Below are 20,164 nucleotides of genomic sequence, written 5' to 3'. Positions count from 1 at the left end.
CATGGTTGCAGAATTTACAAAAAGTCCCTTATATTTATAAAAACCTCGTTTAAGGGGTAGGATTAGCGGGACATTGTACTTGGACTGACAATTGGGTAGGCAACGACCATGAGCGATAAAAGTGATCTCACAAGACGTCTTGAGTTTTTACGAATAGACGAAAATGCGAAAAACTCGATGCGGGATTTTTTCGCAACCATAAATGGCGATGTGCCAGCTATTGTGGAAAACTTTTATGCGCACTTGTCCGGGTTTCAAGAAACCCAGTCCATCATTGATCAACATTCCGATGTGCGCACCTTAACGGATGCGCAGCGCCAGCATTGGGAAAACATGTTCAGCGGAAATTATTCCGATTCTTATGTGGAACGCGCGCTGACGGTCGGACGCGTCCATGATGTGATCGGATTGGAACCGCGCTGGTATCTGGGCGGTTACTTCATGTTGATCGAACAGATGCTGCAAACTTACCTGAGAAAAAATGGGGTTAAAAACACCAAGGTCATGGATGGCGTCGGGGCGATGTTACGCTCGGTCTGTCTGGATATTGATCTGGCCATGATGACTTATATTGAAAGCGGCGAACTGCGTAAAATTCGTGAACAGCTTTTACAAATGTCCGATGAAATTCTGGATGAATCGGATCAAACCATTCAAAGCGTTTCCGATCAAACGAGCTTGATGCAGGAAAATGTCGATAATTTAAGTGAAGCGCAGATTGAATTGCAAAAACAGGTCGATTTTGCAACTGAATCTTTGAATCACACTTTGAATTCTATTCAAACGGTGGCCGCTGCGACAGAGGAATTGGATGCCTCGTCACAAAGTATTGCCGGGCAGGTGCAATCCTCTGAAGAAATCGCTCAAAATGCCATTGAGCAATCGCGGCGTAGTCAGGAAACGGTCAATAGTCTGGAAAGCAGTGCGCAGGAAATTGCCTCGGTTGTTGCCCTTGTGCAAAATATTGCCTCACAAACTCGTTTGCTTGCCTTGAATGCAACGATTGAGGCGGCACGTGCCGGCGAGGCGGGCAAAGGTTTTGCCGTCGTGGCACAAGAAGTCAAAAATTTGGCGGCGGAAACCGAAAAGGCCATTGATCAGGTTAATATGCAATCCGGTCAAATTCGCGAAGCCACCGAACGCGCAGTCCATGAAATTGAAATCACCAACCAATTGATCCAGAAAATGGGCGAAAGTGTTGGTCATATTTCCGAAGCGGTGGAACAACAAACGGCTGCGACAACAGAAATCAGCAGCAGTGCAAGCAGTGCGTCGGATAGTACATCCCATGTGGATGAAAGCATGAAAGATGTGTCTGAACGCAATGTGTCGGCACAATCGATGGCGCGCAAAGTCTCCAATATTTCGCGCAATGTCATCCGGGATGTTTCGGGGTTGCGGGGCGCGATGACCATGTTGCTGCGTACCTCTTATGCCGGGAACCGTCGCCATAGCGAGCGGGTGCCCTTGGGCATGACAGTAACCTTGAAGCAAAATGGGACTGAATTTGTTGGAACGACTGCGGACTTAAGCCTTGGTGGGGTCTCGTTGCGTGTGGATCGTGCAGAGGATCATTTGAAGACGGGGGCATGTCATATTGTCTTGGATAAACTCGGGGCATTTGACATGGATATTCGCCAAGTGGCGGATAATGTGGTGAATGCCGCCTTTGGTGCCCATACCGAGGGGGAAAAGGCACGGATTGTTCAGCTGTTGGAAGAAACAAAGAACCATGACAAAACATATGTGGCATTGGTTCAAGAGGCAGCCAACCGAACAGAAGAAGCATTTGAAACAGCCCTTCGTAAAAACCAGATTTCTTTCGACGATTTCTTCGATATCGATTATCAGCCGATTGCCAATACCGACCCCCGTCAAATGCTGACAAAATTCACGGCCATTACGGATGAATACCTGCCGGATATTCAGGAAGACATCATTCAACGTGCACCCAACATTGTTTTTTGTGCGGCAGTGGATCGTGCCGCTTATTTGCCGACCCACAATAAGGTCTATATGAAGGAACAAAGCGACGATCCGATCTGGAATGATGCGAATTGCCGCAACCGTCGTATTTTTGCCGACCCGGCGGGCCTGCGCGCAGCGCGCAATACACAGCCCGTTCTCGTACAGGCTTATGACCGTAAAGTCGGGGATCAGGTGGTCTTGTTAAAAGAAGTCGATGCCCCGATCTACATCCGTGGCCGCCATTGGGGCAATGTGCGCATGGCGTATAAATTCTAGTTGTTTGTAAATAGATACCACTTCTATCAGAATAATCGTTCTTGTTATGTTCTTGACAGCTTTATAAGCCTGTGCCATATAGGATAAAGTCAACAGGAGAAGTGCGACCAATTAGGTCCCTTCTCCTTTTTTTGTTTTAGCAAAGCCGCTTTCCATTGATTTGGAAGGCGGCTTTTTCATTTTATGTGAGAAGGGAGACGAACATGAGAATGTTTGATCAATCTAACCGGTTCTTCCGTGTGGGAAATACGATTAGTCCATTGGCTAATATGCAACCGGATGATGTTTTAAAAACAAAATCCGCCTTGGTGCAAACAGGTGATTATAACGTCCCTGATTTTGGCATTACTGAAATTCCCGATATGGGGATGATCAAGGGGCTCAAAACTTTTCAGCAGAAAAATGGTTTAAAAGTTGATGGTGTGATGAAACCAAATGGCCCGACTGAGGCTAAACTCGGGGAAGCAATGGTTAAGCAAGATGTTACCAACGCAGACCTTGTGGAAGCTGCAAAGCCTAAAGTCAACGTACCCAAAATTGATTCGCTGACAGGTCTGCCGGAAGGGAAAATGCCGGCTGCGAAAATCTGGGAAAAGGTTGCACAACAGCAAAAGCCGAAAACAGCTATCATCCCAAAAGGAGAAACAGTTCAGCAGCGTCTTGTTTCCATGATGCAAGACAAACGCTATCAGGATAAACAAGATACTCGTTTAAAAGATCATGTTGCGTCGCAATTTAAGAAAGCTTTCCCTGGACAGGTTTCATATGACAAGACAGGAAAAATGAACCAACCTCAAGCGGCTATTGTGCCTGAGGATGTGGAACCTTTTGATCCTGATGGGGAGCTTCGAAGCAGGTCTAAAAATATTTCGCAGAAAGACCCTTCTGAAAAACCAGTCCAAGATGAGAAAGGTGAAAAAGAAGACGAAGGAACAGATTGTGTATCTTTGAAGCAAGATATGGACAATGCTTTTGAGGATTTGCAGGGTGCTAATGATGACGCTGATCGTTACCTTGAGACCTTACAAAACCAAGTTGAAGTTGCTGATAAAGCTTGGGATGATTTTGTAGAAACACTGTTAGATATCGGAATTTCTTCACTTCAAATTCCCAAAAAACCACATTCGGATGGTGATGCAACAAACAGAGACCGAGGTTCAAAAAGTCAATTGTTCAGTTTTGATATTATTGAAAGGCTTGCCAAAAAAGCCTTAAAGATACTGGATATTGCAGAATATCTAAGCAGCTCATATGATGCTTATTCAACATATAGCGATGAACTGGACGCACTCGAGACGTTCCGCGAAGATTGGCTAGATGCATTAGACATAGCCGACGAACTCCGAACCACATATTTTGATCTAAAAGATAAATACAGACGTGAATGTGGAAAATAACTTTTGAACGATAGAGCAAAGGATAGTTCTTTTGCTCTATCGTGGTATTTCATTATTTTGTTCAATGTTTTTTCTTATTTTTGCAGCTTTGGTTGGATCTATTCGACGGGTTAAATGTTTAATTTCAGTATCAACATCGGCGCCATTTTTCCGAGCAAAAATAAACCACTCATACGCTCTTTCTAAATCACGTGTATTTTTGTTTATATCTCTGAATGTTCTAGCCAGTTGAACTTGTGCTTTTACAATTCCGCCATGTGCAGCAGTTGTTAGTGAACCCATAGGAGCAGACAGAGCGCGTTTTCCTGTTTTTACTTCATCTAATAACCTTTGCGCAAAGCGCCAAGCAGCTTGAGGGTAATCTTGTCTTACAGCAAGGTGTAATAATTTATTGAATGCATTTTTACTTATTGGGTATCCATTCAACCCTTTCTCAAACACCAAAGCTTGTTCGTAGATTTGTTTTGCGTCACTATTTTTTAATTGATAAGCCCATTTTAATGCTTCTTCAAATTCCTTTTCAGGAAATTCTCTGTTTCCAAATAATGCTTGAACAAAAAGGTCTTTAACAGCTTCTGAAATACGATATCGGTCTTCAGGCTCAACAGTACTTCTCTTTTCAGATCCAAAAAGAACAGCCATCATCCGAAACCATTTTTGGGCGGTTTCCGGATCGTTTTTTTCATTTAAGTATAACGCGCCTATATGCATAGCTCCCAATGATTGAGAGATATTGTAAGCATTTTTATAAGCCGTAATCGCTTTATCAATATTTCTCTCGCTACAGCGGCCAAATTCAAAGGCTTCAGCCTGATAGAAAGAATAGACAGCCTGAGACGAGGTTGTGCGCATTTCATCCATCAAAGATGCCGCCCGCTTACAATCGTTCGTTTCCCATGCATGGCGAATGGCACTTTCGATGTTTTTAGAAGTTTCAGCTGCGGCTGAACCATGTAGAGAAAAAATAGATACAGCGAAAAGAAAGAGGCCTATCGCAATATTTGGCATTATGAGCCCTGCCCGTGAAAGTAAAAATAATTCATCCTATATTGGCATATGGAAAGGCCAGAGGGAATATTCTCTGACGGCTTTGAATCAGGGAGAGGATCAAAACCTGAAGCATATCTCAGAAATTTTGAATTTTTGGCAATTCTTTTCTCTTTGCTTTCCTGCTAATCCTTGATATTCCGGTTATGATCCGAATATGTTTTTAGTTACACACGAGGATGCGTCTAAACACACATCTGGTTCTGGTTTAACAGGTGTTTACACCGTGATAGTTTTCCTTACTTTCCGAAAGAAAAAACAAAATGATGAGTAGTTCGGTTATTGAAGCCCTTGTGAATGCGATCAGCGTATCCGGTCTGGTGATATGCGAAGCTCTTGCTGTCCTTTTTGGTATGGAGACGTATTTCTCCCAGGAATTTGGTTTTGCTGGTCCAATTGACTATACCATTAAGGCGGGAATAATTTTGCTTGTTGGGTTTTATGGCCTTAAGTTTGCTCGCCATATTTGGAAAGTTGAGCGTGGAATTATAAAATCAGTACAATAATTTCGGAATTCACCGGTTCTGTTTAAAGAACCGACCATTCACTTAAATGAGTTTGTGCTACATGCGCCACCACATCTGATAATGTCTGTGCGGCGGGTGTTAATGAATTATGGGCAACCTGTTTTACGTACATAACGGGGACTTCTGGCAAGTCGTGGCACTGCGATAAATAATCAGGTGTTTGGTATTTTGTGCGCAGGGTGACACCAAGTCCAGCCTGTAACGCTGCCCAAATACCATCCAGACTGGGGGTGGTAAGGGTATAGCGCCATAAGCGTTTTTCTTTTTCCAGTACCGACAAGGCACATTTTCTGAATTCACAGGGAAAATTAAACGCAACGAGAGGGACAAGACTGTTTTGATCCGTTGGCGGCGCGATTAAGGTTCCCACCCATGCCATTTCCAAAGCGGCAATGACAGTGTCCGAAGGTTGGATATCGGGTGTAAAAACCAATGCAACATCCAATTCGGCACGTTGGACTTCTTCACATAAGGCATAGTTGCGCCCGATATGGGCTTCGACCTCGACATTGGGGTAAAGGGCGCTGAATTGCGATAAAATATCGGGCAACAGGGTCTTTGCAAAATCTTGTGGTAGCCCCAGACGAACACTGGATCGGGTGGCTTGAGTTTCCAGTAGCGTGGCGGCCTCGTCATTTAACTTGAGGATTTTTTCCGCATAAGCCAAGAGCAATTGACCTGCTTCAGTCGGTACAAGCTTTTTTCCATCGCGCACAAACAGGGCGGTTCCCGACTGTGTTTCCAGTTTTTTCAACTGCATACTGACTGCCGATTGAGATCGTCCCAAATAATCGGCGGCCCGTGAAAAACTGCCGAGTCTGGCGGCGGTCACGATGGTTCTTAAGGCGGCGAGGTCGAAGGTGTGGTTCATACTTAAAAAAATCAAATATATATTATCAAAACTATTTGTTAATCGAAACTATAGAAGCTTGATAGACTCAAAGCAAGATTGGAGATAGCTGACAAAGAGGAATATCAAATGAATCACCACGTTGGTTTTATTGGATTGGGAACAATGGGCTTTCCGATGGCCAGAAATCTTTTAAAATCCGGTCAAACCTTAAGGGTTTGGAACCGCACGCAAGACAAATCAAAAACGTTGGGGCAGGAAGGGGCGATCATTGCCGAAACAGCCCAGGATGTTTTTCAGAACTGCGATATCATCTTTGCTATGCTGGCAAACGGACATATTCTTGATCAGGTTCTGAACCGGTCTGCTGTCGGATTTGGGGATATGGTGAAGGGGAAAACCCTTGTGCAGATGGGGACTGTTTTACCCGTTTATTCCGAGGCCTTGGGCCGCGAGATCGAGCTTGCAGGCGGGCAGTATATAGAAGCCCCGGTATCCGGGTCTCGCGTTCCGGCGGAACAGGGTCAATTGGTGGCTATGATTGCCGGGGATTCAGTACTTCGTTCCCGCATTTCACAACTTTTAAAACCGATAGCCCGGGAAATTGTGGATTGCGGCAGCGTGCCCAAGGCCATGCATACCAAGCTTGCGGTTAACACTTACCTGATCGGATTGGTGACGGCATTGGTGGAGTCCATGCATTATGCAACACAGGCCGGTATTGATTTAAAAATACTGGAACAGGTTCTCGGGTCCGGCCCTATGGCAAATGATGTGATGAAGATAAAGCTGGATAAATTGATCCGCCATGATTTTGACAGACAGGCTTCCATCCATGATGTCTTGTATAATGCCACGCTTATCACCGGGTCTGCCACCAGCATTCAAGCGGATACGCCGTTGTTAAGCGTTTGTGAAAAACTTTTTCATCACGTAGAACATAATGGATACGGCCAAGAAGATATGATTGCCGTTCTAAAAGCCTATGGGGATCAATCCAGATAGGCTCTGCCCCTAACGTTCTTCAAATGCCAGTTTAACCCCAAGGGCGACAAAGGCTGCGGCGAAGCTGCGTTGGAGCCAGCCGAGCAGGCGTTCATTTTCCATAACATAACGGCGCATCCATGCGGCGGCACAGCCGTATATGGCGAAGACCACAAAGGTCATCCCCATAAAGGTCAGGCTGAGAATACCCATATCCAGAAGGGGCGTTTGGCTTTGCGTGGTGATGAACTGGGGCAAAAAAGCGAGGAAAAAGATGGAGAGTTTGGGATTCAACACATTGATCAATGTGCCATGAAACGCAACACGGGCGCCGTTTCTATGTTGATCGACTTGTTTGACGGACAGGGTGCCCTTTTCCTTCCACATGCCGTATGCGAGATACAAAAGATAGACCACACCGGCATATTTAACCGTTTGGAAGGCAAGTGCGCTGGTGTGCATCAGGGCGGCGAGTCCGAGAATGGAAGCCAGCATATGTGGCACAATACCGAACGTACAGCCCAAGGCGGCCCATAAGGAAAAGGTCGTGCCCCGAAATAACCCAATGGAAACGGTATAAATAACGCCGGTGCCGGGCAGAAGGACCACAATGAAAGCTGTGATTAGAAATTCCACGCTCATATTCTCTTCTCCTTTAAAAACAGCATCAGGATGCCTGATTTAAAAAGGATATGCATCTGTTTTATTTGATAGGTCATATGAATTTTTTCCATAAAGGGTTGTTTAAAGGAATAAATACCTTAAATGAAGGAGGTCTATTATTTTGGAACAGGAGCAAAAGCAGATGTCGGAAACCATTTTCAGTGCGCAGGATTGGGTTTATGTCCCGGATACGATGGGGCGTTTAGGTCAGGGGTATTATAAAAATAGAAAAAATGCATCACAAACAATCACGGTTGCGGAATTTGAACGCAGACGTTCACAACCGGTTCAGGTCACTTCAAAAAAACAAGAACAAAACATAAACAATAATGTGCCGGTTCCTGCGGTGGCAAATACAGGCCGTTTACAGACAACGGGGACCACTGACAGTCAGTTGACCCCGTGGAGCAACCCGATCAGTGGGGAGCAAACAATTTCAGATTCAGGCAGTTCGCAGACAGCGAAGGCGGATGCACAAACTGACAGCAAAACGCAAAAACAAACAACCCCAAAAAAGAAGGAGAAACCTCAAGCAAACCGCGAAGGCGGTGATGGCGGAAATACGGGCGAAGGTGTCGGTTCTGCGTCTGACACAGACGGCTCGGAAGCCAATGGTGATGGTGGCGAAAGCGGTGCAAAAGTTATTTGTACAGAAATGGGAACACAGGGTTTGATGTCTTCCTTTGATCAAAAAGCCTGTCTTGTCTTTGCACATAAATATTTAGCTCCGTCTTTCATGGAGGGATATCATTTTTGGGCGGTGCCCTATGTCCGGTTGATGCGTCGTTCCAAATGGGCGACGGCTTTGATCGTCCCGTTTGTTCATCATCGTACAGCGGAAGTGAAATTCCGTTTGGGCCTGTCAAAAAAAGGGTCATGGCGCGGCAAGCTGATTTGTGCGTTGCATGATCCGTTTTGTTGCCTGTTGGGGAAAATCGTCAAGCCAGCGGATTATCGTAACCTTTATACCTTAAAGGCTTAAATCTGGTTTGTTCAGTTGGGGAAACCACCGGTTTGGCGCAGGGCTTCCCCCAGAACCATTGCTCCGCTAATGGCGACATTAATAGAGCGCATCCCTTCTGACATTGGAATGATCAGGCGTTCATCGGCGTGATCATGGACATCGGTAGGAACACCTTGGCTTTCGCGACCCAATAACAAGGTATCGTCGGGGCGGTATTCAAATTCGGTATAGATATGGGCGGCTTTGGTTGACAGCAGGATCAACCGGCCGCCTTGTGTTTTTTTTGCATCAACAAAAGCGTTCCAACTGTTATGGCGAATTAAATCGACGCGATGTAGATAATCCATCCCGGCGCGGCGCATACGTTTGTCATCAAGAACAAATCCACAAGGTTCGATAATGTCGACACCGATGTTCATGCAAGCGGCGAGTCGAAGAAGGGTTCCGGTATTTTGTGGAATATCGGGTTGAAACAAGGCCAAACGCACGTAAAAAATCCTTCCAATTAAGAGTCGTTATTAACTACACCTAAATTAAGGCAATTCGCAACATAATTTCATGGATTTGTACAGGTTAAACCTTTTCTTGTCAGGCGAAATGCATTATACGGATGCGCGACTCGTCCTTCATTTTAGGTCGGGTCACGTTGTTAATTGAGTTTTGTCATTGTGTCTTTTCCCATTTTGGAAGACACCATGATATCGCAGAGGTTTTCTGCTTGATTGAAGGCAACGACTTGGGCACCCCGATTCGCGTTCGGGGACAAAAATGAGGTAAAACATGGCTGATACGGCTACTAACGTAGAGAATAAGACGGAAGACGGTGAATCTCGCCGCGACTTCCTGCTGCTGGCGACTTCTGCCGTCGGTGCAGCAGGTGTTGCAGGCGCGATCTGGCCTTTCGTTGACAGCATGAACCCTGCTGCTGACGTTCTGGCATTGTCTACCACAGAAGTAGATATTTCCCAGATCGAGGAAGGGCAAAGCGTCACTGTAGTATGGCGCGGGAAACCGGTATTTGTTCGCCACCGCAACGCGGAAGAGATCGAACAAGCCGCTAAAGACGACAGTGCGTCCATGGTTGACGTTCAAAAAGACGCTGATCGCGTTCAAAAGTCGGAATGGCTGATTTTGATTGGTGTATGTACCCACCTGGGTTGTGTACCGCTTGGTCAGAAGCCCGGCGATCCGCGCGGTGATTTCGGTGGCTGGTTCTGTCCGTGCCACGGTTCTCACTATGATACGTCTGGTCGTATTCGCAAAGGTCCGGCACCGTTGAACCTCGCCGTTCCGCCGTACGAATTCCTCGACGACGAACACGTCAAGATTGGATAAGGGGCCCGATAAATGAGTTCTCCTGAATGGAATAACCCAGTCGTCAAATGGGTTGATGATCGTCTACCGGTCTTCTCTTTGATGCACCACTCCACTGCCGGCTATCCGACGCCGCGCAATCTGAGCTACTGGTGGAACTTTGGTTCCCTTGCGCTCACTGTTTTAATTGTTATGGTCGTTTCCGGTATTTTTCTGGTCATGAGCTATACGCCGCACGTTGATATGGCGTTTGATTCTGTTGAACGCATCATGCGTGACGTCAACTATGGTTGGTTGATCCGCTATATCCACATGAACGGCGCGTCGATGTTCTTTATTGTCGTTTATGTCCACATTTTCCGCGGCCTGTACTACGGTTCTTATAAGGGCCCGCGCGAGATCCTTTGGATCCTCGGTGTGATCATCATGTTGTTGATGATGGGCACGGCCTTTATGGGTTACGTTCTGCCGTGGGGCCAAATGTCCCTGTGGGGCGCGACCGTTATTACCAACTTGTTCTCGGCCTTCCCGATCGTTGGTGACTTCATCGTAACGTTGCTGTGGGGTGGTTTCTCTGTTGATAACCCGACATTGAACCGTTTCTTCTCCTTGCACTACCTGTTGCCGTTCGTTCTGTTTGCATTCGTTGGTTTGCATCTGTGGGCTTTGCACGCTGTAAAATCCAACAACCCGCTGGGTGTTGAAATGAAACAGCCGGAAGACAGCATTCCTTTCCACCCGTACTTCACGATCAAAGATCTGTTCGGGATGGGTCTGTTCTTTATGTTCTTCCTGTTCTTTGTTTTCTGGGCACCGAACTTCTTTGGTGAGCCGGACAACTATATCCCTGCGAACCCGATGGTGACACCGCCGCATATCGTGCCGGAATGGTACTTCCTGCCGTTCTATGCGATCCTGCGTGCGATTACATTCGACATCTTCATTATCCCGGCGAAACTGGGTGGTGTTTTGGCGATGTTTGCGTCCATCATTTTGTTGATGGTGTTGCCGTGGCTGGATCGTTCCAAGGTGAAATCCTGTAAGTTCCGCCCGGTTTACAAATGGTTCTTCTGGATCCTGTTCCTTGATTGTGTTTTCCTTGGTTACCTTGGTAAAAAACCGGCCGAAGGGTCTTACATCATCATGGCGCAGCTTGCGACCCTGTACTATTTCGCCCACTTCCTCGTGATTTTGCCGTTGATGAGCAAGATTGAGAAAGTCGTCGATCTGCCGGAAAGCATTTCCGCTGCCGTACTCAAGAAATCGGAGGACGCGTAACATGCGTAAACTGTTTATTGCTGCTGTTGCTGCCCTGACATTGAGTGCTGGTGCAGCCCAGGCTTCCGGTGGTGCTTATGTGCCGGAACTAAAAGACGTAAACTGGTCGTTCGAAGGTTTCTTCGGTCAATATGATCAAAAGCAATTGCGTCGCGGTTTCCAGATTTACAACGAAGTCTGTTCAGCTTGTCACTCCCTGCGTTTGGTTGCTTATCGTAACCTGTCTGCGCTCGGCTTTACAGAAGACGAGATCAAGGAAATTGCAGCGGAGAAAGAAATCCGTTTGCCACATGGCGATGCAGGTGCCTTGTTGAATGACGATGGCGAATTCTTCACACGTGAAGCCAAGCCGTCTGATAAATTTGTTAGCCCGTTCCCGAACGATGCGGCTGCGATTGATGCGAACGGTGCTTTGCCGCCGGATCTGTCTTTGGTTGCCAAGTCACGTTTGGGCGGTCCGGAATATCTATACAGCTTCCTGACAGGCTATATGGATGAAGTGCCAGAAGAAGTCATGCATCAGAAAGGCTTTATTCTGAACGAAGACAAAAACTTCAATGTGTACTTCCCGGGCTATTATACGTCCATGCCGCCACAAATGATGGACGAGCTGGTTGAGTATGAAGATGGCACCGAAGCAACAGCTGCACAACATGCAGAAGATATCGTTGCGTTCCTGAACTGGGCTGCTGAGCCTGAGCTGGACGAACGTAAATCTTTGGGCTTGAAAGTTATGCTGTTCCTGTTGGTTCTGACAGCTATGCTTTATGCTTTGAAGCGTAAAATCTGGGCAGATGTAAAACACTAAGTCTGTTTTATCATCTGACTGCTAAAATGAAGGCCGCCGTACTCTGATTGAGTGCGGCGGTTTTTTTATAGGGGTATTATCCATTTAATTGATACTTTTGAATAATAGTAAACTTACGGGTTGGGTTATTACGCAAGTATTCGTGCGGATATACAGGGATGTTTTTTTATCGGATACTGGTTTTGTAAACACATAGTTTATCCCTGTTAGAACCGATAAACGAAAATGATCGAACCGGACAGACTAGGAGGATTGAAAGCTCATCGTCACTCTATATCCCACCCTCATGTGACTTGCCTCCACGCGCTTTGAGCTTTTGATCCTCCGCCCAATCTGTCTTCGTAACCCTTCTATCTCCCCTCCCTTCGATTATTGTTTATCGGTTCTTTTTTTCATCTTACAAAAATATGCTTGTTAACGATCTGATCACTTTTATGCGTCATGATAGGTCGAATGGATTTGTTTTATGAACACGTTATGTGTTTGGGAGAGCGCAAAATATGGCACAGGCACAACAGATTTTAACGGAAACAGCGCATACGCAAAATATTACGCCCTTGCGCCGTTCGCCGCTGACACCGGGATTGGCATCTGCCGCAAAACGATTTGGCATTCGCCCGGACGCCGTTAAACGCCATGAGCAATATCTTAAAGAACGTGAACTGGAAATGAATAAGCTGCGTTTGCAGCGCGATAGCACCAAAGCCCGTTATAAAGCCCTGAAAGGGACGGTTGATGAATTGGTGGAACGTATTCACGATGTGGCGCGCGAGCCCAGTTCGGCCCAAGCAGGTGATATTCAGAATATTCGCACCCTTTTGAAACAAGCTTATCTGGCGATGGAACGCCAACAGGTCGAATTAAAAGGCATTCGTGCGCGAACACAACGCATGGAACGAGCCGCGATGAAAGCGGACGACGTTCATAAAGAAGTCGATGTGATGCGCGGTGAAATTTCCGGTTACCAGAAAGCCTTATATGCCGTGCGCAAAGACATGGCCGATTTGATGGAAATCGTCGAAGGTGAAGGGGGCTTGAAAGATTTAGCCAGTCAGGTTCGCGTGGTACGAACCGATCTGGAAAATACACGTCAACGCACCAGCGATCTGGAACGTGGTGCACAGGAACAATCCGCGCGGACCCTGAAATTAGAACAGGATATGGTCACGTTGCGCGCATTGGTCGAGTCGAACATGACAGAAACGGCCGGTGTCGCCGGTGCCTTGTTGAATTTACGCGAAGAAGTCAATGGCTTGCGCCTGAAAATGGGGCGTTATATCATCGATCAGATCAAGGTATTTAGAAAATAAGACGTCTTTGGTTGAGCGCAAATGCGTCGTCGCAGCTCGAGTTGACCTTGTTCAATCCTTTTTATAGTCTTTCCAATGACGGGATTTGCAATCAAGGTCGTTTTCCTGTATAGATGCGCCGACCGCTTGGAATAACCGAGCACAATACTCAGGAAATTAATGAAATGAGCGACCAACGTATCGACTTGGTCGGCCTTAGCCGTGAAGAGCTAAAGGCCGAAATGGAACGTATTGGTGAAAAAGGCTTTCGTGCCAAACAGATCTGGCAATGGATCTATCATTACGGCGTCACTGATTTTTCAAAAATGACCAATATTTCTAAAAATTTGCATGGCAAGTTGGCAGATCAATTCATCATTTCCCGCCCGCATGTTTCTGAGGAACTGACCTCTGTAGATCGGACGCGCAAATGGTTGTTCAAATTTGACGACAATAACGAAGCGGAAACGGTCTTTATCCCGGAAGAAGAACGCGGTGCGGTTTGTATTTCCTCTCAGGTTGGTTGTACGTTGACGTGCAAATTCTGTCATACGGGCACGCAATTGCTGGTGCGAAATTTAAGTGCGGCTGAAATCGTCGGTCAATTTATGGCTGCGCGTGACAGTTATAATGAATGGCCGTCTCCGCCCGGTGATAAGCGTTTGCTGTCAAACATCGTTCTGATGGGGATGGGGGAGCCGCTTTATAACTTTGACAATGTCGTGAAAGCTTTGAAAATCCTGATGGATCAAGAAGGTATCTCTTTATCCAAGCGACGTATCACATTGTCAACCAGCGGCGTTGTTCCTGAAATACGCCGTCTTGGCGAACAGGCTGATGTGGAGTTGGCGATTAGTTTACATGCGCCCCGCGATGATGTGCGCAATGAGATCATGCCGATCAATAAAAAATATCCCCTCAAGGACCTGATGGCCGCTGTGCGTGATTATCCGGCAGCGATTAATGCGCGTCGCGTGACCTTTGAATACGTTATGCTGAAAGGGATCAACGATTCTGAAGCAGACGCACGTGAATTGACGCGACTGGTCAAGGGCATTCCCTGCAAATTCAATCTCATTCCATTTAACCCGTGGCCGGGCAGTGAGTATGAATGTTCAGATCGTAAAACACAGAAACGCTTTACAGAAATTCTGAACCGCGCGGGCTATACGGCGACGATTCGTGTCACGCGTGGTCAGGATATTCTAGCAGCCTGTGGACAATTGAAGTCGGAGAGTGAACGTACACGCTGTTCACGATTGAAAGCACGCTTGGAAGCGGGCATTCAAGACGATGAACATAATCTTGCGCAAACGGGATCTTAGGGCATGTCTCATTCAATCTAATTTAGAAGACATGTTATTCTAGCTTATTGATTTTACGTAAATATGTCGTCGTAATCTGTTTTAGATTACGCGGGATTTGCTCTAATTTAGATATTTATTGCTGATGGCTAAAATGGTGCCGTTGAGATGGAGCGTCTTTAGTTCCCTTTCGAATCGGCGCTTGATTTTGTCGATGTCTGTCATATTCGATTTGCGGGACAGGACGAGAAAAGCGGGCTGGTGTGGCATAAACGGAATATTCAGGGACTTGATTATCCCCAGTTTATTTTGCTTTTTCAGGTAATATCTAAAGCGGGCTTCGTTATCTATAATGGCGTCTATGCGCCCGTTTTCCAGCATTTTAATGGCGCTCTTTACGTCATCGAATTGCAGGCGTTTTATCTTTCCGTCTGCAATGGCCTGTTCAAATCCGACCGACAGAGCAAACCCGCGATTATGTGCAATCCGTAAATTAAAAAAATCTGAAATTCGATTGAATTTTAAAGGATTGGATCGACGCACAAAAACGCTGAAGGTGGAATAATGCATGGGGACGGTAAAAAGATAACGGGCAAAATCACGTCGGTCATCCGTATCGAATAAGGAAAACCCCATATCGCATTCCCCATTTTCAATGAGGCTTATCAAGCGCTTCCACGGATAGGCTTTAATCTCTGCAGGTTGTTTGAGATTGTTTAAAATAGCGAGGATAATTTCGATATCGATCCCGGTTAAAGAATTTTTTCCCTGAATGACATAGGGTTCAAAACCGCGATGGGTACAGATTTGCAATGGGCGTGCCTGTGCTTGCAGGGCAAACAGGCTTAAAAATAGAAAAAGAATAGCGGATAACTTAAACGCCCTGCACAAAACAACCCCAATCTTTGCAAGCTAAAGAAATATTAACGTCTGGATAGTATCTATGAAAGAAGATTGCAAAAAAAGTGAAAAAACAAAATGTCTGTAGAAAGCCGATACGAAGCAGTCATTTCTTTTATCATTTTCTTTGTAACGTGTTTCATGCGTTATAGTTATATCTATTTATTTTTGCCAACGACAAGTTGTAAAATAGCTAAAATTTCTGAAAGAATGATCTAACGTACGGAATTATAAGCGAATGTGATGATTTTTGCCTCTTGCAAGATAGAGTTTGAGGTTGCAAAATCGAATATTCGAATGAGAAGAAAAAATATAATAGAGGCGGATCGAGATCTATGCAGTTTGATTTTGCAACCATTGCCGGGCTGATAATCGGTTTGACAGTTGTCACGCTAGCGATCCTGACGGGATCTGATATCGCCATCTTTTTCAATATTCCCGGTTTTCTAATTGTTTTCGGTGGAACATTTGCCGCAACTTTGATCAAATTTCCTTTGTCAGGTATCTTTATTTCCATTCCGATCGGGATACGTGCAGCCTTTACCGTCCAAAAAGAAAAGCCGCGTGATTACATCCGTCAGGCTATTCAGCTTGTCAAACGCGCCCGTAAGAACGGTATTCAAACCATTGAAAAGAACAATTTGAAAAACCCGTTCTTTAAAAAAGGCGTTCAGCTTTGCGCGGATGGGCGTGATCTGGATTATATCCGCAAGATTTTGACGCAGGAAATGGCGATGGCCATTCAGCGCGAAGAAATCGGGGGCAAAATTTTCCGCGCAATTGGCGATTCTGCCCCGGCATTCGGGATGTTTGGGACAATTGTTGGTCTTATTCAAATGCTTGCCAATATGCAAGACCCGAGCACAATCGGTCCGGCAATGGCGGTTGCGTTGTTGACGACCCTTTATGGCGTGTTGATTGCCAACCTGATTGCTTTGCCGATTGCCGATAAGCTGGAGTCAAAATCAGCCGAAGACAAAGCGTTGCGTTCCTTGATTATTGAATGTGTTTTCCAAATTCAGCAAATGCAGAATCCGACGGCGATGCTGGAAATTTTGGAACCGCATCTCCCTGAAAAACAACGCCAAATGGGGACGGGTGGCAGTTATACCGCCGGTCGTGATGCGAAAAAGCGGGGCTAAGCGCGGATGACAACATCTGAGGACACCAAAGACGACACCATTGATGGGTCAAAAAACATCAAGCATAATAAGGACGCCCCGGCATGGATGGTGACCTATGCCGATTTGATGTCGTTGTTGTTTGCTTTATTTGTCCTTTTGCTGTCTTTTTCAGAAGTGAATGATAACAGCTTCCAGAAAAACGCTGGTCCCATGCGGGAAGCTTTTAACCAGAATGCGGATTTTCAAACGGACGAACAATCCAATTTATCCGGTGGGCGCGGGATTTTATCCGGCGTGAGGTCGGTGCAAATGGATATCCCGCAAACCGAAGCTATTCGTGAAGCGATGGTGGCCCAGCTTCGTCGTTCCCTACAGGCAGACATTGCTAATCATTTGGTGGAGTTACAGGAAACCAACACAGGTATTATTGTGCGCTTTCCGTCTGAGACGGCATTTCAGTCCGGCGGGGCGGAATTGGCGCCATCGTCTTATGCGACACTGGATAAAATTATTCCGGTTCTGGCGCGCACACCCGGGGATATTAAAGTAGGAGGACATACGGATGATATCCCGATTTCAACCCTGCAATATCGATCAAACTGGGATTTATCGTCGGCGCGGGCAACATCGGTTGTGCATTATTTCTTACGTTCCGGTCAAATACCGAAAAAACGTCTGACATCACAAGGCTATGCTGATTCCCGTCCGTTGATTGAAAATAAGACCCCTGAGGCGCGGGCGAAAAACCGCCGCGTTGAAATTTCAATCGAAGTCCCTGAAAACACCAAGGATGCGCAGAAAATTTTGGAAAAAATGCAACCGCGCCGTCGGGTATGGACGATTGAAAAGGGTGAGAAACAATTGTTACCCGGTGTTGAAGAAACTGATCTGGAAAAACGCCGTCGCGAGGTTCAGGAAAAGGCCAAGCGTGAAAAAGAAATGGCGGATGAGTTAAATAAAATTCAGATGAATTCCATCGGCCGTCAGTAAGAGAACATTCTAAACAAGAAAAAGCCCGACGGGATGACCTATCGGGCTTTTTTATTCTTTATGGGTCGGAACTGAACTTAGCCTTTATTGGCGCGTTCAACACCTTCCAAAATCAACTGTTTGGCTTTTTCTGCGCCTTCCCAGCCGGCAATTTTCACCCATTTTCCTTTTTCAAGGTCTTTATAGTGCTGGAAGAAATGCGCGATTTCATCAAGGATGATTTGCGGCAGGTCTGTGTGTGTTGCCACATCGGCATACATCAGGTGCATTTTGTTGGTCGGAACGGCCAGAACTTTTTCGTCCATACCGCCGTCGTCTTCCATCATCAAAACACCGATCGGACGAGCTGCGATTACTGCGCCGGGGATGATGCTTTCCGGTGCCAGAACCAAAACATCAACCGGATCACCGTCATCAGACAATGTGTGCGGAATAAAGCCGTAGTTTGCCGGGTAATGCATCGGCGTATGAACAAAGCGGTCAACGAAGATTGCGCCGCTGTCTTTGTCAAATTCGTATTTCACCGGTGTAGAGCCGGCAGAAACTTCGATGATTACGTTGACGGACTCCGGTGCATCGCCAACAGGAATCTTTTTGATATCCATGGATTTTCCTCACACTGTTACTGTGGGCCCCGAAAGCGCCCCCTAAATTGCAGGCGCACGATAGCGAAAAGGCACTCTTTTATCAAGCAGGATTATCAACCGCTGTATCATATCTGCGCTGCATCCAGACAAGTAGAAGCAGGGCGGGCAGGGCAATGGCAGAACAAGCGACGAAAAAGAAGGTCCAGCCCAGTTGGTCTGCCATAATGCCGGACAGGGCCGCAAACATATCGCGTGGTACCGCCATAAAAGAACTGAGCAAGGCATATTGGGTTGCCGTATAGGCGGAATTACATTGGCTGGACAGATAAGCGACAAAGGCGGTTGTTGCCATACCGGCGGTGATATTTTCACCGGAAATGGCGGCCATCAGCATGGGGACGTTGTGTCCGACCTCGGCCTGTACGGCAAATAACAAGGTGGAAAGCATCTGTACGATCCCGCAATAAAGCAACGCCCGCAGAATACCATAACGATAAACGACGATGCCGCCGATCATACCGCCGATAATGGTGGCCCCAAGCCCAAAAACCTTGGTGACAGAAGCGATCTCGGTCGCGCTGAAACCGATCTGATAATAAAACGGATTGGCCATTGCACCCAGCATGGCTTCGCCCATTTTATAGAGAACGATGAAGACCAGTACCCAAATCCAGCCCGCGCGTGTCATAAAATCTTTAAAAGGTTCAATAACTGCGATTTTGAAATTGGCAATCAGGGCTGCCAGCCACGGGGCTTTGCCGTCTGCAATCAATTGGGCACTGTGGAGATTACGTTCTTCCAATTGTTGCTGGGCCGCAAGGTTTTCCGGTTCGCGGTTGAGTAAGACGGTGATCATGCCAATGATGATTAATCCGGCCATGATGGTATAAACCAACGGCCAGGAAATCCAGTCTGACAGACCTATTGCAACTGCCCCGGCAATTAACATACCCAAGCGATATCCGTTGACGTACATGGCAGCGCCTGCGCCTTGTTCATCGTCTTTCAGCAGTTCGATACGATAGGCATCGATTAGAATGTCTTGAGTGGCAGAGAAAAAAGCAACAAAGACGGCAAATAGGGCTGTTGTTTCGGGTGTTTGGGCCGGGTCGGAATGACCAAGTCCTAAAATGGACAGCATCAGGAAAATTTGTGAAAGCAAAGCCCAACTGCGTCGATGTCCGATCAAGCGATGAAGAACAGGCAGGCGCACCTGGTCGATCAGCGGCGCCCAAAGAAATTTAAAGGTGTAGGGCAGGCGCGCGAGTGAAAAAAAGCCGATGGTTGCCAGCGAAACGCCTTCAACCCCTAACCAGTAAGACAGGGTCCCATAGACTAGCAAAAGCGGGAGCCCGCTGGAAAAACCAAGAAAGAGAATGGCCAGAATTCGTCGATCGAAATAGATTTTTGACGCGTCCAGCCAGCTTCTCATGGTCTCAAATCCATAACGATTTGATTAAAACAACTGGTTGTCGCTTTTTCTTTGGGGAGACTGCCGCGCAATTCGGCATGATCGACCCGCAGGTGGGCGCCGTTTTGGTATAAAAATAGATCCAGAATGCAGTGTTTGGCCCGATATTGCCAAATTTCAACTCCGCTATCTTTGCGAACGAAATCGGGGGCACCAAGGGCTTGTTCCACCTCAAATCCATCTAATCCGACAAGTTTATCGGGGTGTGCCTTTTCCAGCCCGTATTCCTTAATTGCCGCCAACCGACGTGCAGACAGGCGCGGCGTTTCGGGTTTTTTCTGGATTTTGGCCTGTGGTGTGGTTTGTTGCGGGCGTTCCCCGCCATACATGTCCTGTTTGGTGGGACTGGCGCAGGCGGAAAGCAGCAACGCGCCGCACAAGGCAAGGGCTTGAACGGCGCGATTGGAAAATGACATCACGATC

At 46.6% G+C, this 20,164-nt stretch carries 20 protein-coding genes; 12 read left to right on the top strand and 8 right to left on the bottom strand.

Features of this window, described 5'->3' with window-relative positions; genetic code table 11:
• Positions 1-108: 108 nt before the first annotated feature.
• Together ACN0VA_RS01745 and ACN0VA_RS01740 are read left to right on the top strand one after the other, a co-directional pair.
• On the top strand, positions 109-2,244 hold the full coding sequence (locus tag ACN0VA_RS01745; protein ID WP_417819471.1) for a protoglobin domain-containing protein: 2,136 nt from the start codon (positions 109-111) through the stop codon (positions 2,242-2,244).
• A 203-nt stretch (positions 2,245-2,447) separates the two neighbouring features.
• Positions 2,448-3,641, top strand: a complete 1,194-nt coding sequence (locus ACN0VA_RS01740; RefSeq protein WP_417819470.1) for a hypothetical protein — start codon at positions 2,448-2,450, stop codon at positions 3,639-3,641.
• A gap of 36 nt (positions 3,642-3,677) precedes the next feature.
• Here ACN0VA_RS01740 and ACN0VA_RS01735 read toward each other — a convergent pair whose 3' ends face one another.
• Positions 3,678-4,649 (bottom strand): hypothetical protein, encoded by a 972-nt coding sequence (locus tag ACN0VA_RS01735; protein WP_417819469.1) that lies wholly within the window; start codon positions 4,647-4,649, stop codon positions 3,678-3,680.
• 302 nt (positions 4,650-4,951) lie between these two features.
• On the opposite strand from ACN0VA_RS01735, the gene ACN0VA_RS01730 reads away from it, so the two are divergent.
• Positions 4,952-5,194 carry a hypothetical protein gene (locus ACN0VA_RS01730; RefSeq protein WP_417819468.1) on the top strand — a complete coding sequence of 81 codons (243 nt, stop codon included), beginning with the start codon at positions 4,952-4,954 and terminating at the stop codon, positions 5,192-5,194.
• A gap of 22 nt (positions 5,195-5,216) precedes the next feature.
• Here the strand turns inward: ACN0VA_RS01730 and ACN0VA_RS01725 are convergent, their stop codons facing one another.
• Positions 5,217-6,086 carry a LysR family transcriptional regulator gene (locus ACN0VA_RS01725; protein WP_417819467.1) on the bottom strand — a complete coding sequence of 290 codons (870 nt, stop codon included), beginning with the start codon at positions 6,084-6,086 and terminating at the stop codon, positions 5,217-5,219.
• A gap of 108 nt (positions 6,087-6,194) precedes the next feature.
• Here ACN0VA_RS01725 and ACN0VA_RS01720 point away from each other — a divergent pair, with 108 nt between their 5' ends.
• Positions 6,195-7,070: an NAD(P)-dependent oxidoreductase gene (locus ACN0VA_RS01720; protein WP_417819466.1), complete on the top strand. Its 876-nt coding sequence runs from the start codon at positions 6,195-6,197 to the stop codon at positions 7,068-7,070.
• 9 nt (positions 7,071-7,079) lie between these two features.
• Here ACN0VA_RS01720 and ACN0VA_RS01715 read toward each other — a convergent pair whose 3' ends face one another.
• Positions 7,080-7,691: a LysE family translocator gene (locus ACN0VA_RS01715; RefSeq protein WP_417819465.1), complete on the bottom strand. Its 612-nt coding sequence runs from the start codon at positions 7,689-7,691 to the stop codon at positions 7,080-7,082.
• A 163-nt stretch (positions 7,692-7,854) separates the two neighbouring features.
• On the opposite strand from ACN0VA_RS01715, the gene ACN0VA_RS01710 reads away from it, so the two are divergent.
• Positions 7,855-8,694 (top strand): hypothetical protein, encoded by an 840-nt coding sequence (locus ACN0VA_RS01710; protein ID WP_417819464.1) that lies wholly within the window; start codon positions 7,855-7,857, stop codon positions 8,692-8,694.
• 11 nt (positions 8,695-8,705) lie between these two features.
• Here ACN0VA_RS01710 and ACN0VA_RS01705 read toward each other — a convergent pair whose 3' ends face one another.
• Positions 8,706-9,164: a tRNA (cytidine(34)-2'-O)-methyltransferase gene (locus ACN0VA_RS01705; protein ID WP_417819463.1), complete on the bottom strand. Its 459-nt coding sequence runs from the start codon at positions 9,162-9,164 to the stop codon at positions 8,706-8,708.
• A gap of 292 nt (positions 9,165-9,456) precedes the next feature.
• Here ACN0VA_RS01705 and petA point away from each other — a divergent pair, with 292 nt between their 5' ends.
• The 5 genes from petA (at position 9,457) to rlmN (ending at position 14,690) form a co-directional block, all read left to right on the top strand.
• Complete coding sequence (petA, locus tag ACN0VA_RS01700) at positions 9,457-10,011, top strand: ubiquinol-cytochrome c reductase iron-sulfur subunit (protein WP_417819462.1); 555 nt, start codon at positions 9,457-9,459, stop codon at positions 10,009-10,011.
• Positions 10,012-10,023: 12 nt separating this feature from the next.
• Positions 10,024-11,268: a cytochrome b gene (locus ACN0VA_RS01695; protein ID WP_417819461.1), complete on the top strand. Its 1,245-nt coding sequence runs from the start codon at positions 10,024-10,026 to the stop codon at positions 11,266-11,268.
• A gap of 1 nt (position 11,269) precedes the next feature.
• The gene (locus ACN0VA_RS01690; protein WP_417819460.1) at positions 11,270-12,076 is read left to right on the top strand and encodes a cytochrome c1; all 807 of its coding nucleotides are present in this window, start codon (positions 11,270-11,272) and stop codon (positions 12,074-12,076) included.
• Positions 12,077-12,576: 500 nt separating this feature from the next.
• On the top strand, positions 12,577-13,386 hold the full coding sequence (locus tag ACN0VA_RS01685; RefSeq protein ID WP_417819459.1) for a hypothetical protein: 810 nt from the start codon (positions 12,577-12,579) through the stop codon (positions 13,384-13,386).
• Between the two features lie 164 nt (positions 13,387-13,550).
• Positions 13,551-14,690, top strand: a complete 1,140-nt coding sequence (gene rlmN, locus ACN0VA_RS01680) for a 23S rRNA (adenine(2503)-C(2))-methyltransferase RlmN (protein ID WP_417819458.1) — start codon at positions 13,551-13,553, stop codon at positions 14,688-14,690.
• A 102-nt stretch (positions 14,691-14,792) separates the two neighbouring features.
• On the opposite strand, the gene ACN0VA_RS01675 is transcribed toward rlmN, so the two are convergent.
• Complete coding sequence (locus ACN0VA_RS01675; protein WP_417819457.1) at positions 14,793-15,560, bottom strand: substrate-binding periplasmic protein; 768 nt, start codon at positions 15,558-15,560, stop codon at positions 14,793-14,795.
• A gap of 344 nt (positions 15,561-15,904) precedes the next feature.
• On the opposite strand from ACN0VA_RS01675, the gene ACN0VA_RS01670 reads away from it, so the two are divergent.
• The gene (locus ACN0VA_RS01670) at positions 15,905-16,711 is read left to right on the top strand and encodes a motility protein A (protein WP_417819456.1); all 807 of its coding nucleotides are present in this window, start codon (positions 15,905-15,907) and stop codon (positions 16,709-16,711) included.
• 6 nt (positions 16,712-16,717) lie between these two features.
• Entirely contained in the window at positions 16,718-17,683 is a 966-nt protein-coding gene (locus tag ACN0VA_RS01665) for an OmpA/MotB family protein (protein ID WP_417819455.1), read from the top strand.
• Between the two features lie 77 nt (positions 17,684-17,760).
• On the opposite strand, the gene ppa is transcribed toward ACN0VA_RS01665, so the two are convergent.
• The 3 genes from ppa to ACN0VA_RS01650 all read right to left on the bottom strand — a co-directional run bounded on the left by ppa (position 17,761) and on the right by ACN0VA_RS01650 (position 20,157).
• Positions 17,761-18,288, bottom strand: coding sequence for an inorganic diphosphatase (gene ppa, locus ACN0VA_RS01660; RefSeq protein ID WP_417819454.1), 528 nt, complete (start codon positions 18,286-18,288; stop codon positions 17,761-17,763).
• Between the two features lie 82 nt (positions 18,289-18,370).
• On the bottom strand, positions 18,371-19,702 hold the full coding sequence (locus ACN0VA_RS01655) for an AmpG family muropeptide MFS transporter (RefSeq protein WP_417819453.1): 1,332 nt from the start codon (positions 19,700-19,702) through the stop codon (positions 18,371-18,373).
• Positions 19,699-20,157: a hypothetical protein gene (locus ACN0VA_RS01650; protein WP_417819452.1), complete on the bottom strand. Its 459-nt coding sequence runs from the start codon at positions 20,155-20,157 to the stop codon at positions 19,699-19,701. Before ACN0VA_RS01650 ends, ACN0VA_RS01655 begins: the two co-directional genes overlap by 4 nt.
• Positions 20,158-20,164: the final 7 nt, after the last annotated feature.

The sequence above is a fragment of the Terasakiella sp. genome, from assembly GCF_048267425.1.
Classification (GTDB): domain Bacteria; phylum Pseudomonadota; class Alphaproteobacteria; order Rhodospirillales; family Terasakiellaceae; genus Terasakiella.
This window is presented reverse-complemented; position numbering and strand designations above follow the sequence as displayed.

Bases quoted from the DNA above. Each gene is read 5' to 3' on its own strand.
- ACN0VA_RS01690 (WP_417819460.1), top strand. From the start codon at position 11,270: ATGCGTAAACTGTTTATTGCTGCTGTTGCTGCCCTGACATTGAGTGCT.
- ACN0VA_RS01715 (WP_417819465.1), bottom strand. From the start codon at position 7,691: ATGAGCGTGGAATTTCTAATCACAGCTTTCATTGTGGTCCTTCTGCCC.
- ACN0VA_RS01655 (WP_417819453.1), bottom strand. From the start codon at position 19,702: ATGAGAAGCTGGCTGGACGCGTCAAAAATCTATTTCGATCGACGAATT.
- ACN0VA_RS01740 (WP_417819470.1), top strand. From the start codon at position 2,448: ATGAGAATGTTTGATCAATCTAACCGGTTCTTCCGTGTGGGAAATACG.
- ACN0VA_RS01670 (WP_417819456.1), top strand. From the start codon at position 15,905: ATGCAGTTTGATTTTGCAACCATTGCCGGGCTGATAATCGGTTTGACA.
- ACN0VA_RS01720 (WP_417819466.1), top strand. From the start codon at position 6,195: ATGAATCACCACGTTGGTTTTATTGGATTGGGAACAATGGGCTTTCCG.
- ppa (WP_417819454.1), bottom strand. From the start codon at position 18,288: ATGGATATCAAAAAGATTCCTGTTGGCGATGCACCGGAGTCCGTCAAC.
- ACN0VA_RS01665 (WP_417819455.1), top strand. From the start codon at position 16,718: ATGACAACATCTGAGGACACCAAAGACGACACCATTGATGGGTCAAAA.
- ACN0VA_RS01735 (WP_417819469.1), bottom strand. From the start codon at position 4,649: ATGCCAAATATTGCGATAGGCCTCTTTCTTTTCGCTGTATCTATTTTT.
- ACN0VA_RS01650 (WP_417819452.1), bottom strand. From the start codon at position 20,157: ATGTCATTTTCCAATCGCGCCGTTCAAGCCCTTGCCTTGTGCGGCGCG.
- ACN0VA_RS01685 (WP_417819459.1), top strand. From the start codon at position 12,577: ATGGCACAGGCACAACAGATTTTAACGGAAACAGCGCATACGCAAAAT.
- ACN0VA_RS01695 (WP_417819461.1), top strand. From the start codon at position 10,024: ATGAGTTCTCCTGAATGGAATAACCCAGTCGTCAAATGGGTTGATGAT.
- ACN0VA_RS01745 (WP_417819471.1), top strand. From the start codon at position 109: ATGAGCGATAAAAGTGATCTCACAAGACGTCTTGAGTTTTTACGAATA.
- rlmN (WP_417819458.1), top strand. From the start codon at position 13,551: ATGAGCGACCAACGTATCGACTTGGTCGGCCTTAGCCGTGAAGAGCTA.
- petA (WP_417819462.1), top strand. From the start codon at position 9,457: ATGGCTGATACGGCTACTAACGTAGAGAATAAGACGGAAGACGGTGAA.
- ACN0VA_RS01730 (WP_417819468.1), top strand. From the start codon at position 4,952: ATGATGAGTAGTTCGGTTATTGAAGCCCTTGTGAATGCGATCAGCGTA.
- ACN0VA_RS01725 (WP_417819467.1), bottom strand. From the start codon at position 6,086: ATGAACCACACCTTCGACCTCGCCGCCTTAAGAACCATCGTGACCGCC.
- ACN0VA_RS01710 (WP_417819464.1), top strand. From the start codon at position 7,855: ATGTCGGAAACCATTTTCAGTGCGCAGGATTGGGTTTATGTCCCGGAT.